The sequence below is a fragment of the Amycolatopsis sp. lyj-84 genome, assembly GCF_046549075.1.
Classification (GTDB): Bacteria; Actinomycetota; Actinomycetes; order Mycobacteriales; family Pseudonocardiaceae; genus Amycolatopsis.
The window spans coordinates 66,053-78,371 of the sequence record NZ_JAJPWO010000014.1; the positions used below are offsets into that span (position 1 = coordinate 66,053).

Genomic DNA, 12,319 nt, shown 5'->3' on the forward strand with positions numbered 1-12,319 from the left:
GGTGGACGCTAGCCGGGACCACCGACAGTTTCCGCCGCCGTGTGACAGGAAAGGCCCGTTACTTGCAAAATTTGCAAGTAACGGGCCTTTCCTAGCAGCGCTCAGGCGGGACGGCGGGCCAGGACGTGCAGCCGGCTGGAGATGTCCCGCAGCGGCGAAACGGACGCCGCGGCCAGCTCGAATTCCGCCAGGTCCTCTTCCCGCACCCCGCCGGGCACGAAGTCCGCCACGACGCCGTCGCCCTGCAGAGAGGTCACCTCGAGCCCCACCGCGACCAGCTGCGCGCTGAGGGCCTCGGCGTCGAAGCGCCGCAGCACGGTCTCCCGGCCGCCTCCCAGCACGCCGCTCTCGGCCGCGAGCAGTTCCCGCGCCTCGCCGAGCCGTCCGGCCAGCGCGCGCTGCAGGATCGCGGCGTGGCGGTTCGCCACCAGCACCGAGACCGCGCCCCCGGGCTTGACCGCGGTGGCCAGCGCCGCGAGCACCGCCGCCGGGTCGTCGACGACTTCGAGCAGGCCGTGCGCGAGTACGAGGTCGGCCGATCCGGCCGTGACGTGGGCGCCGAGGGCGTCGGAGTCGTCGGCGATCACCGTGATGCTGCCGGAGACGCCCTCCTCCTCGGCGCGGCGCCGCAGGGTCGCCAGCGCGTTGGGGTTCGGCTCGACCACGGTCACCAGGCAGCCCGCCGAGGCGAGCGGCACCGCCCAGCCGCCGCTGCCGCCTCCGACGTCGACGACGTGCGGCTGTTGTGCGCCTCGCGCGCGTACGGCCCGGAGTTCTGCTTCGAGAACCCGGCGAACCGCCCCCGATCCCCGCGTGGCCACGGTGTCCGTCTTCATAAACGCACAGCGTAATGCCCGCCGCTGAGCGACCTGCGGGTGTAGTCCGATGCGGTGTTCGACACCTTGCCAAGGAGCCACCCCGCCGACTGCCCGTAGGCTGTGTCGAGTGCACACGGTCGCTGTTCTCAGCCTGAAGGGTGGCGTCGGTAAAACGACGGTCGCCCTCGGTGTCGCGTCCGCCGCCCTGCGCAGGGGCACCAGGACCCTCGTGGCCGACCTCGACCCGCAGGGCAACGCCACCACCTCGCTGGACCCGCCCCTCACCGATCGCACGCTGGCGGACGTCCTGGAGACGCCGGTGCGCTCGGTGCTCGAACGCGCGATCGCGCCCAGCGTGTGGAGCGACCAGATCGACGTCCTCGTCGGCGCCGAAGAGCTCGAGATGCTCAACGAGCCCGACGCCGACATCCGCCGTCTGGAGAACCTCTCCCGCGCGCTCGACGAACTGCACACGAACCCGCTGCGCGAGGAACCCTACGAACTGGTGATCCTCGACTGCCCGCCGTCACTGGGCAGGCTGACCCGCTCGGCGCTGGTGGCCGCGGACAGCGCCCTCATCGTCACCGAGCCGACGATGTACGCCGTCTCCGGCGCCCGCCGCGCGCTCGAAGCGATCGAGAAGATCCGTGAGGAGCAGAACCCGGGACTCCGGCCGATCGGCGTCGTGGTCAACAAGCTCCGCGTGCGCTCCTACGAGCACCAGTTCCGCGTCGCCGAACTGCGGGAGAACTTCGGCCCGCTGGTGATGCCGACGGCCATCCCGGACCGGCTCGCCGTGCAGCAGGCGCAGGGCGCGTGCAGCCCGATCCACGAGTGGCACTCCCCCGGCGCCCAGGAGATCGCGCTCACCTTCAACATGGTGCTGGCGAAGGTCCTCCGTTCGAGCCGGGCGGGACGGCATCGCGTCCGCGGCGACGAGGACGCTCCGGAGCCCGAGACCACCGAAGCGCCCGCCAAGCTGAGCGACACCGGCACGGGTTAGCGCCGATGCCCGAAGGCGACACCGTCTTCCTCGCAGGCAAGGTCCTCGACAAGGCGCTGGCAGGGAAGACCCTCGTACGAGGCGAGTTCAGGGTCCCTCAGCTGGCCACGACGGATCTCGCCGGACGCGACGTGCTCGGCGTCGGCACGGTCGGCAAGCATCTGCTGACGCGCTTCTCGGGCGACCTCACGCTGCACAGCCACCTCCGGATGGACGGCAAGTGGGACGTCTCCCCGGCGGGTGCGCGCTGGCGCCGTCCGGCCCATCACGCGCGCGTCATCTTGGCGACCGAAGGCGTGCAGGCGGTCGGTTTCCGTGTCCACGACCTCGAACTCGTGCCCACGGACGAAGAACACCGCCTGGTCGGGCATCTCGGCCCGGATCTGCTCGATCCACAATGGACGGACGAGCTCGCGGAACGGGCAGCGGCCGCGCTGGCCGCGGGCCCGGATCGCGAACTGGGCGACGCCCTGCTGGATCAGCGGATCATGGCCGGGATCGGGAACATGTACAAGGTCGAGATGTGCTTCCTGCTCGGCGTCACGCCGTGGACGCCGGTGTCCGCGGTCGACCCGGCGAAGGCCGTCGCGCTCGGCCGCAAACTGTTGAAGGCCAACGCCTGGCGCACCTCGCAGACGACCACCGGTGAGCTGCGCCGCGGTCGTGAGCACTGGGTCTACGAGCGGACCAAACCGGGCTGTTTCCGCTGCGGCGGACGGCTCCGGGTCGCCCCGCAGGGCGCCGGGCACCAGGCGAGGCCGACCTGGTTCTGCCCGAAATGCCAGACCGGACCCGCTCCGGGCGGCTAAGCTGACTTCGTGACGCTGTTCAAGCTCCCGCTCTACGGGGCCGACACCGAACGCGGCGACCTCGCTCCCTGAGCCGCCCGCTCCCTTCGCACGTCACCCTTCACTTCTTTCCCAGGGAGCTTTGTCATGTCCGGATTCCTCACGGGTGAGACGCTGCGCGCGTTCGTGCACGCCCTGCCCAAGGTCGAACTCCACGTCCACCTCGTCGGTTCGGCGAGCCTGCCCACGGTGCTGGAACTGGCCCGCCGCCGCCCCACCGCGGGAGTGCCGACGGACGCCGGAGCACTCGCGGACTTCTTCACCTTCCGCGATTTCCCGCATTTCCTCCGCAACTACCTGGCGGTGACGTCGCTGGTGCGCGACGCCCGCGACATCCACACCCTCGTCACCGGGCTGGCGGCCGACCTGGCCGCGCAGAACGCCCGCTACGCCGAAGTGACGGTGACGCCGTACAACCACCTTCTCGACGGTATGCCGGGCGACGATCTCCTCACCGGTCTCGCCACCGGCCGGGCGGCGGCGCGGGCGGACCACGGCGTGGAACTGGCCTGGTGCTTCGACATTCCCGGCGAGAAGGGGGTCGTCGCCGGGCGTGAAACCCTCGTGTTCGCGCTCCGCGAACGCCCCGAGGGCCTGGTGTCCTTCGGGCTCGGCGGACCCGAGGTCGGCGTCGGCCGCGCGCAGTTCGCCCCCTTCTTCACCGCGGCCAGGGAAGCGGGGCTGCACAGCGTCCCGCACGCGGGTGAGACAACCGGGCCGGCCACCGTCTGGTCGGCGGTGCACGATCTCGGCGCCGAGCGGATCGGCCACGGCGTCGGCGCGTACACCGATCCGGCACTCCTGGAATACCTTGTCGTACAAGGAATCCCACTGGAGGTGTGCCCGACCTCGAATATCCGGACAGGACAGTTCCCGTCGCTCGAGGCGCATCCCGTGCGACGGCTGCTCGACCACGGCGTGACGGTCACGCTCAACACCGACGACCCGCCGATGTTCGGCGCCACGCTCGACGGCGAGTACCTGGCGGTCGCCCGAACACTGGGCCTGACCGCGGCCGAAATCGCCCGATTCGCGCAGAACGCCGTGAAGGCGTCTTTCCTGGCACCGGCGGCCAAAACCGTCCTGCTGGCAGAGATCGGCGAAATCTTGTTGCAGGACCTCGAACCCCTCGCATAGCGTGGCGGTACACGAGAGAGGAGGTGGTCCAAAGTTGTATTCCAACAGGACTCGTGAGGTGACTGTCCGCTAGCGGACGGCACGCGTAGGACTTTTGAGCAGCGATACAACGCAAGTTGGAGCCACCTTCGGCTCGTCGTCTCTGCTTCGCGTGGTGCCTGATAGCGAATACCAGGCAGTCACCGGGCCCCCGAGGTTCCCGAGCACCGGTCCGGCTCGGGCCCGGCCGCCGATTCCGGCGTCCGGGAGCCACCTCGGGGGTACCCTCATTTCCGGGTTGTTCCCCCTTTTGCGCAGCAGTGAAGGACCACCCGCCGCGCCGGAGAACCGTCCGTCGCCGTTCCGCCCCGGCGGCACCGCAGAGTGGATAGCCTGACGTCATGTTGAGGCCCGACTTCCCGATCATCACCCAGCGCCTTACCCTCCGCGCCTTCACCCCGGCGGATCTCGACGAACTCAACTCCTTCCAGTCCCGTGCCGACGTCGCCCGGTACCTCTACTGGGGTCCGCGCAGCCGGGCCGAATCCGCCGCCGCGCTCGCCAAACGGGTGCACAGCAGCAGCCTCTCGCAGGAGGGTCAGTTCCTGGCGGTGGCCGTGGAACTGACGGAGACCGGGCAGCTCATCGGCGATCTGAACCTCGAGTACCTCAGCAGCGAACACCGTCAGGGCGAGGTCGGTTTCGTGTTCCACCCCGATCACCACGGCAAGGGGTACGCCGCGGAGGCGGCCGTCGAACTGCTCCGGCTCGGCTTCGAAGACCTCGGACTGCACCGCATCATCGGCCGCTGCGATGGCCGCAACACCGCTTCCGCCACCCTGATGGAACGCCTCGGCATGCACAAAGAGGCTCATCTGCGCGAGAACGAGATCGTCAAGGGCGAGTGGTGTGACGAACTCGTCTTCGCGATGCTCGAAGGCGACTGGAAGGCGAGCCGCTAGAGCTCACCAGGCATGATGGGCGCGTGTTCTTCGACAAGATCGTCCGCCCCGCGCTGTACCGGGTCTCCGGCGGCGACCCCGAAACCGTGCACGAACGCACCATCGGCACGCTCGCCGGGCTGAGCCGGGTCTCCCCCGCGCTCGGCGCGCTCGGCCGCGTCTACCGGACGGACGATCCGGTCACCTTCCTCGGTCTCCGCTTCCCGAACCGGGTCGGCCTCGCCGCCGGGATGGACAAGAATGGCCGCGCCCTGCACGCCTGGCCCGCGCTCGGCTTCGGCTTCGTCGAGGTCGGCACGGTCACCCGGCATCCGCAGCCGGGCAACGACAGGCCGCGGTTGTTCACCCTCGCCGGGACCGACGCGGTGATCAACCGGATGGGCTTCAACAACGAAGGCGCGGAAGCGCTCGCCGCCCGCCTCGCCGCGAGCGGGAAACCGCCGGTCCCGCTCGGCGTCAGCATCGGCAAGTCCAAGGTGACGCCGCTCGGCGAAGCCGTCGAGGACTACCGGTTCTCGCTGCGGGCGCTGTACCCGTACGCCGACTACTTCGCGATCAACGTCAGCTCGCCCAACACACCGGGACTGCGGGCGCTGCAGGACAAGTCCGCGCTGGCCGAGCTGCTCTCCGAACTCCGCACGACCTCGGCCGAGCTCGCCGGTGCCGCCGCGCCGACGCCGGTGCTGGTCAAGGTCGCCCCCGACCTCACCGACGAGGCCCTCGCGGAACTGCTGGAGGTCTGCCTCGAACACGGCGTCGCCGGGCTGATCGCGACCAACACGACGCTGTCCCGCGAAGGGATCGCGCCCGCCGAAGCCGCCGTCGGCGAGCAGGCGGGCGGGCTTTCCGGCCGCCCGCTCACCGCGCGCTCGGTCGAAGTGGTGCGGTTCGTGCACGACGAAACCGGCGGCGAGCTGCCGATCATCGGTGTCGGCGGCATCTTCGACGCCGGCGCCGCCGCGCGGATGCTCGACGCCGGCGCCGGTCTCGTCCAGCTCTACACCGGTTTCGCCTTGCACGGTCCCGGTCTGGTCAAGCGGGTCGCCCGAGGTCTCGCGGCCCGGCCGTACTGACGAACCTCAGGTACGCCCGCCAGCACTGGTAGCGCGTCAGCTCTGGCGCCGTCGCTGCCGCCGCCTGGTCACAAAGGACGGCCAGCGGTGTCTGCCCGTTCTCCAGCCGGATACGGCCGAGGACGAACGGAGCGGGCAGCGTGGCCGCGAAGGCACCGAGGGCCGCGGGCGAGAGCCGCCAGCGTTCGCCCGACAGCATGGTGTGCTCACCCGCGGCGCTCACCGGTACCACTCCCGGCTGGGGTGGCTCGGTCGGCAGCAGCACCATCCGATAGCCCTCGGCGCTCTGCACCGGCCCGGTGAACCGCGCCCCCGCGGTCACCAAAAGCCCGTTCAACGGCTGCCCGCGCAGATGCGCGCCGAACACCACGAGATCCGCGCCCGGTGCGGGATAAGGGAAATCGGCCTGTTCGTCGGTGAGCACGGCGGCGAGGTCGATGGCGATCTGGTCGTCGAACGGCCGCACCACCACCGACACCCCGTACGGCCCGAGATCCGACGGCGACGATGGCACCGTGACCGCGGCGAGGTCGAGCAGGTTGACGAACGCCGTGAACCGTCCCAGCCGTTTCGCGACACCATCCGGATCGGACAGCGCCTCGGACAGCTCAGGATGGTCGGCGACGGTCGGGAGGACCAGGGCGTCGTACTCGGACAGCATCCGGAGCGCGAGCATCCCGGCCTCGGCGACGCGCTGCCTGTCGGTGAGGAAGCCGTCGTCGTGGATCAGGTCGCCCACCGACAACAGTGCCGTGACCTCCACCGTCTCCACGATGGCCCCGGACGCCCGCAACGCCGAAACCGCGCCGAGGAAGGCGGACCGGGACTGCAACGAGAGACCGGTGAGCGTTGCGGAGCCAGGGATCGCCACTCTCGGCCGGTCTCCCGCGGAGAGCCGGACGTCCGGGGGCCAGTCACGGGCGAGCGGGTCGATCCCGTCGGGGCCGGTCATCAGTCCGAGCGCGCGCTGGCCCAGCGTGAGACTGCGCGCGAACAGGGCGATCCCGCCGCACGGCAGGGCACCGGTCTTGGGCACGAGGCCCAGCGTCGGTTTCATCCCGACGATCCCGTTGAGCGACGCGGGCACCCGGCCCGCACCCGCCGTGTCCGTGCCGACGGCCAGATCGACCAGGCCGAGCGCGACCGCGACGGCCGCGCCGCTGCTCGCGCTCCCGGAGACCCGGGCGGTGTTCAGAGCCGCGCTCACGGCGCCGTACGGGCTGTGCGTGTGCTCGAGATCGCTGCCGAACCGGTCGCAGTTGGTCTTGCCGATCACCACCGCCCCGGCGGCGGTCAGCCGGGAAACGGAAGTGGCGTCGGCACAGCAGACGTCTTCCCCCGCCGTGGGAAGGCCGGCGACGTCGATGACGTCGGAGACCGCCACCAGGGTTCCGGCGAGCGGGAGATCCGTCCCCGCGCGCAAGCGTTCGTCGACAGCCTTCGCGTCCACAAGGGCGTCTTCGAGGGGACGGAGGGTGATCCAGACGTCGGGCCGGTCGACCTCGGCGATCCGGTCGTAGGCCGCGATGACGCGTTGGTAGGAGCTGGGAGGAGGGGCGGGGATCGGCTCTGGTTCCGGGGGGAGCGTCGTCACTGGGCGTCCTTTCCTCGGCGGGGACGAGAAAGACCACTGCGCGAGATCCACTGTGTCCGGTCCACCACCCTGGGACGCCCGCTCACGCGGGCTGGGTTCAGGCCCGAGCTGGGAAAAGCACTGCGTGCATGAGAGAAACGTTAGGCATCGCGAGGGGCCGTCACCAGCGGTTTCGGGTTACGCGAGCGTTTCGGTATCGCACAGTGAGCGAGTCGTTACTCAATGGAGTATTAGCGACGACGAATGAGACGATTGTCCAGGAAGATGACTTTACACCCGTTCAGTGGCCATCCCGCCGCATCGAGATGTTCTCCTTGGCCAGCCTCAGCAGCGCGAGGAGCAGGCGGTCATAAAGGACCGCTCCGATGACCGCTCTCGCCGCGAACTCTTCCCTTCGGGCAGGGTCGGGCAACAACGGCAGCTGATGCCCGGCCATTTCGAGCGCGGCCCGGGTGTACGGGGCGAGCTGCGCGGCGTCGGCGGGCAGCCCGACCAGGCGCAGCGCACCGAGCGCGGCCGCGAGCTGATCGGGCGCGGTGGACCCGGGACTCACTTGCCAGCCCTGCCCGGCGATCAAGGACTCGGCCCCGGTGCGGTCGCCCGCCGGGGCGGCGTCGGACGACGGCCCGGCACCCAGTGCGCTCAGCGCCGTCGCGAGCAATACCGTGGCCGGCACCGTCTCGTCGTCGACGGCGGCGAGGATCTGCCGGATCACCGCGATGGGCACCTCGCCGATCTCGACCAGGGAGCGGATGATCCGCAATCGGTCCAGGTGATGGTCCCCGTAGTCCGCTTTGGTCTCACCGAGCGGATCGCCCTTCGGCAACAGGCCCTCGCGCAGGTAGTACTTGATGGTCGGGATGGGCACACCCCCGCGCTGACTCAGTTCCTTGAGCTTCACAGATCTCTCCTGCAGTTGGGATAGTGGGACTATCCTTTAGTGGGATACCTCCGCTATCCTATATTGGATAGTGAAGGTATCCCATCTAGGAGGCACCATGCGGAACCGAAGAATCCTGATTTCCGGGGCGGGTATCGCCGGCCCCGCGCTGGCCTACTGGCTGCGGCGGCACGGCTTCGACCCCACGGTGGTGGAGCGCGCGCCCACGCCGAGACGCGGCGGCCAAGCGGTGGACGTCCGCGGAGTGGCGATCGACCTCGTCGAGCGGATGGGGATCATCGACCAGGTCCGGGCTGCTCAGGTCGGCACCAAGGGGATGTCCCTGGTCAACGCGACGGGCAAGCCGGTGGCGAGCCTCGAAGGCGGCTTCGGGGTGATCGACGACCGAGACGTCGAGATCCTGCGCGAGGACCTCGGCGGCATCCTTCGCGAGGCGGGCGGATCGGACGTCGAGTACCTCTTCGGCGACTCGATCACCGCGCTCACCCAAGACGAGATCGGGGTCGAGGTCACGTTCGAACGCGCCGGATCGCGCACCTTCGATCTGGTGATCGGGGCGGACGGACTGCACTCAGGGGTGCGCGCACTGGCCTTCGGCGAGGAATCCCGGTTCGTCCACCAGCTCGACGACCTGTACCTGGCCATCTTCACCACCCCCAATCACCTCGGCCTCGACCACTGGCAACTGGGCCACAGCGCGCCCGGCCTGACGGCGAGCATCACCAGCGTGCGTGACGACACCGAGGCGAGGGCGGTCTTCTTCTTCACCGCGAAAGACCCGCGCCTCGGCGACAGGGACCCCCACGGGCAGATGCGGATCCTCAAGGACACCTTCGCCGGGATGGGCTGGGAAGTGCCCCGGCTGATGGACTTCATGCCGGACGCGCCCGACTTCTACTTCGACACGATGTCCCAGGTCCGCATGGACTCCTGGTCGGCGGGCCGCGTGGCGCTGGTCGGCGACGCCGGCTACGGCGCGTCCCCGCTTTCGGGCCAGGGCACCAGTCTCGCCCTGGTGGGTGCGTACGTCCTGGCCGGAGAACTGGCCGCCGCCGACGGCGACCATCCGGTGGCGTTCGCCCGTTACGCGGAGCGGATGCGGAATTTCGTGGAGCTGAACCAGAAACTGGCGCTGGGAGCCGCGAAACACCTGGCGCCGAAGACCCGCGCGGGCGTCTGGCTGCAGCGCGCGAATCTGCGGATGCTGCGCCACCTCCCCTGGAAGGACGCCATGATCCGCGCCATCACCAAGGAGGTCCGGGAGGCCTCGGTCGCGATCGAACTGAAGGACTACCGGCGTGTGCCCGCCTGAGCGGGCTCAGGAAAGCTCGCGCAGGGCCATGGCCAGTCCGGCGAGCTTGTCCGTCGCGTCGGAGAGCGATTCCTTGGACGACGTCATGCCGTCCGAGCTCGCGGCGACGGTGTGCCCGGCGGCCGCGACGAGACCGCCGTAGCCATCGACGCCGTCGTCGAGCTGATCCCGCAGCTGCGTGATGGCGGCGTCGAGGGCGCCTCGTTCCCGCTCGGGCGCGGAGTCACGTCCGCGTTCGATGGCCTGGATCCGGCCGGCCAGCCCGCGAAGGGCCTGCGCGGCCTCCGTGGCGGTGGTCCGGGCGTCCGCCACGGCGATCTCCGACACCGGCATGGTGCCGAGCGACGTCGGCTGCGAAAGCTGGCGAAGCAGCTCCGTCAGCGAAGCCTCGCTCTCGACGAGGCGCTCCATCGGCGCCCGCGCGATGGACCGTGCCGAGGGCAGCGGCGGCGGAGCGGCGGGCGCGGCGGGCAGCACCGTGCGGTTGAGCGCGCGCAGCCGCAGTCCCGATCGGACACTGAAAGTGCCGAAGACGATGGTGAACGCGCTGGCCGCGATGGCCTGGAGGACGTCGGCCTGGCCCGCCTTCAACAGACCGGTGGCGGCGACCACGGCGAACAGTCCACAAAGGATGGTGAGGAGGATCCAGAAAGTCATCGCGCGCGACGTCCGGCGCTTGCGTCTCTCCAGCTTGGCGGCGGGCTCGTTCCAGCGGGCCCACTTGGCCTTCGCGTCGGCCACGACCGGGATCTGGCCCGCCGCCATCGACGTCAGCTGCTGCGAGATCTTCGGCATGGCGGGCATCGGCGGCATCTGCGGCCGCGGCTTCGGCGGCCGCGGTGGCTGCGACGCCGTCGGTGAGGAGGGCCGGGAACCCTGCTCGGAGGGCGGGATGTAGCGCTGCAGCTTCTCCTGCGCGCGCTGGGCGTAATCGGGCAGCTTCTCGATGTGCTTCTCAAGCTTGGCGGTGAACTCCCCGAAGTCCTTGCGCCTGCCCTGGCCCATTTGCCCTCGCCCCTGTCGTCTGGTGAGACCGGTCCCGCACCCGCGCGGGGTGCGGGACCGGCTCTAGGTGGTGTGTCAGGCGGGGTTCTTGCCCTGTTCGGCCTGAACCCGTGCCTGGATCTCACGCTGGATGTCCGCACCGCTCGACGCCTTCGGCGCGGCGGCGGCGGTCTTGCCGTCGGTCACCTGCGCGACGGAGTCGCCCTTCATGGACGCGCGGATCTGCTCCAGTCGCGAGTGTCCCGCGAGCTGCGTCGTGGAGGCCTGGACCTCCATCATCCGGCCCTGTACGGAGTTCTGTGCGAGTTCGGCCGAGCCGAGCGCGGTGGTGTAGCGCTTCTCGATCTTGTCGCGAACGTCTTCCAGGGACGGGGTGTTGCCCGGCGCGGCAAGCTGGCTCATCTGGTTCAGCGAAGCGGAGACCTGCTCCTGCATCTTCGCCTGCTCCAGCTGAGAAAGCAGCTTGGTGCGCTCGGCCAGCTTCTGCTGCAGCATGGTCGCGTTGCGCTCGACGGCCTTCTTCGCCTGCTCCGCAGCCTGAAGCGACTGGTCGTGCAGGGTCTTCAGGTCCTCGATGCTCTGCTCGGCGGTGACGAGCTGCGCGGCGAAGCTCTCCGCCGCGTTCTCGAACTCGGTCGCCTTCTGCTCGTCGCCCTTGGCGCGCGCCTCGTCGGCGAGCACCAGCGCCTGGCGGGTCGAAGCCTGAAGCTTCTCCACGTCGCCGAGCTGGCGGTTCAGCTTCATCTCCAGCTGACGCTGGTTACCGATCACCGAGGCGGCCTGCTGGGTCAGCGCCTGGTGATTGCGCTGCGCCTCCTCGATGGCCTGCTGGATCTGTACCTTCGGGTCGGCGTGCTCGTCGATCTTCGACGAGAACGCCGCCATCATGTACTTCCAGAACTTCACGAACGGGTTGGCCATCTCCTCCGCCTGCCTTCTCGCATCCCACGGGCTGTTACCTCGAGGTGGGGCGTCCCCTCTGTGATGTTGCAACGTCCCGACCCCGGCGTTGAGTTCCATCGTGTCAGGTCGGCGTCCCGCGTTCCAGGCGACCCCGACGGAATTCAGGGATACCCCTGACTGTGATGTCCACGACCTTTCGGGTTCACCGGGTGGTGACCCTGGGTGAAAACGGGCCGTTTCCGGCTCCCCTGGAGCGCCGGGGCCGTCGGCCAACGCGAAAAGCCCCAGGTGCGATACCTGGGGCTTCTCACGTCACGACTGCTAGGCGGCGACCATCTTCGGAGCGGAAATGGTCGTCCGCAGGGCCGGGCTCATCCGCGGCGGCGGCGAGATCCGCAGGTCGGCAAGGTCGTTGCCGATCAACTCGGATACCAGGCGGCCGCCTTCGAGGCCCGCTTCGGCGCTCTCTCGCTCCGGAGCACGCCGCTTGCCCGCCTCGACCTTCTCGTCCACCGGAGCGACCTCGACGTTGTCGATCGCCGAAACGTCCGCCGCGACCTTGTGCAGGAGCTCGCCCAGCGGAAGGTCCAGGGCATCGCAAATGGACGCCAGCAGCTCGCTGGACGCCTCCTTCTGCCCACGCTCGACCTCGGACAGGTAGCCGAGGCTCACCCTGGCGGCACGGGAGATGTCCCGCAGCGTTCGACGCTGGTTCGTGCGGGCGTGTCGGAGCCGGTCGCCGATCGCCTCGCGCAACAGCACGGTCATCACGCGCCTCCCTTCC

The 12,319-nt window shown here is 69.6% G+C and carries 12 protein-coding genes; 6 read left to right on the top strand and 6 right to left on the bottom strand.

What is annotated here, in order from left to right; all coding sequences use genetic code 11:
• Positions 1 to 101 precede the first annotated feature (101 nt).
• Complete coding sequence (locus ACLJRM_RS34050) at positions 102 to 836, bottom strand: methyltransferase domain-containing protein (RefSeq protein ID WP_410665428.1); 735 nt, start codon at positions 834 to 836, stop codon at positions 102 to 104.
• A gap of 109 nt (positions 837 to 945) precedes the next feature.
• Here ACLJRM_RS34050 and ACLJRM_RS34055 point away from each other — a divergent pair, with 109 nt between their 5' ends.
• The 5 genes from ACLJRM_RS34055 to ACLJRM_RS34075 all read left to right on the top strand — a co-directional run bounded on the left by ACLJRM_RS34055 (position 946) and on the right by ACLJRM_RS34075 (position 5,820).
• Positions 946 to 1,821: a ParA family protein gene (locus tag ACLJRM_RS34055; RefSeq protein ID WP_101606333.1), complete on the top strand. Its 876-nt coding sequence runs from the start codon at positions 946 to 948 to the stop codon at positions 1,819 to 1,821.
• Between the two features lie 5 nt (positions 1,822 to 1,826).
• Complete coding sequence (locus ACLJRM_RS34060) at positions 1,827 to 2,630, top strand: DNA-formamidopyrimidine glycosylase family protein (RefSeq protein WP_410665429.1); 804 nt, start codon at positions 1,827 to 1,829, stop codon at positions 2,628 to 2,630.
• 126 nt (positions 2,631 to 2,756) lie between these two features.
• Positions 2,757 to 3,806, top strand: coding sequence for an adenosine deaminase (gene add / locus ACLJRM_RS34065; protein WP_410665430.1), 1,050 nt, complete (start codon positions 2,757 to 2,759; stop codon positions 3,804 to 3,806).
• A gap of 380 nt (positions 3,807 to 4,186) precedes the next feature.
• Positions 4,187 to 4,747: a GNAT family N-acetyltransferase gene (locus tag ACLJRM_RS34070; protein WP_101606330.1), complete on the top strand. Its 561-nt coding sequence runs from the start codon at positions 4,187 to 4,189 to the stop codon at positions 4,745 to 4,747.
• A 23-nt stretch (positions 4,748 to 4,770) separates the two neighbouring features.
• Positions 4,771 to 5,820, top strand: coding sequence for a quinone-dependent dihydroorotate dehydrogenase (locus ACLJRM_RS34075; protein ID WP_410665431.1), 1,050 nt, complete (start codon positions 4,771 to 4,773; stop codon positions 5,818 to 5,820).
• Here the strand turns inward: ACLJRM_RS34075 and ACLJRM_RS34080 are convergent.
• Together ACLJRM_RS34080 and ACLJRM_RS34085 are read right to left on the bottom strand one after the other, a co-directional pair.
• Entirely contained in the window at positions 5,780 to 7,414 is a 1,635-nt protein-coding gene (locus tag ACLJRM_RS34080) for an amidase family protein (protein ID WP_101606328.1), read from the bottom strand. The two genes, ACLJRM_RS34075 and ACLJRM_RS34080, sit on opposite strands and share 41 nt — an antisense overlap.
• Positions 7,415 to 7,694: 280 nt before the next feature.
• Entirely contained in the window at positions 7,695 to 8,315 is a 621-nt protein-coding gene (locus ACLJRM_RS34085) for a MerR family transcriptional regulator (RefSeq protein ID WP_410665432.1), read from the bottom strand.
• Positions 8,316 to 8,412: 97 nt separating this feature from the next.
• On the opposite strand from ACLJRM_RS34085, the gene ACLJRM_RS34090 reads away from it, so the two are divergent.
• Positions 8,413 to 9,627, top strand: a complete 1,215-nt coding sequence (locus tag ACLJRM_RS34090; protein WP_410665433.1) for an FAD-dependent monooxygenase — start codon at positions 8,413 to 8,415, stop codon at positions 9,625 to 9,627.
• A gap of 6 nt (positions 9,628 to 9,633) precedes the next feature.
• On the opposite strand, the gene pspM is transcribed toward ACLJRM_RS34090, so the two are convergent.
• From pspM to ACLJRM_RS34105, 3 genes are all read right to left on the bottom strand, one after another.
• On the bottom strand, positions 9,634 to 10,632 hold the full coding sequence (gene pspM, locus ACLJRM_RS34095) for a phage shock envelope stress response protein PspM (RefSeq protein WP_101606325.1): 999 nt from the start codon (positions 10,630 to 10,632) through the stop codon (positions 9,634 to 9,636).
• A 75-nt stretch (positions 10,633 to 10,707) separates the two neighbouring features.
• Positions 10,708 to 11,553 (bottom strand): PspA/IM30 family protein, encoded by an 846-nt coding sequence (locus ACLJRM_RS34100; RefSeq protein WP_044854161.1) that lies wholly within the window; start codon positions 11,551 to 11,553, stop codon positions 10,708 to 10,710.
• Positions 11,554 to 11,856: 303 nt separating this feature from the next.
• Positions 11,857 to 12,303 carry a helix-turn-helix domain-containing protein gene (locus tag ACLJRM_RS34105; RefSeq protein ID WP_168214257.1) on the bottom strand — a complete coding sequence of 149 codons (447 nt, stop codon included), beginning with the start codon at positions 12,301 to 12,303 and terminating at the stop codon, positions 11,857 to 11,859.
• Between the last annotated feature and the right edge of the window lie 16 nt (positions 12,304 to 12,319).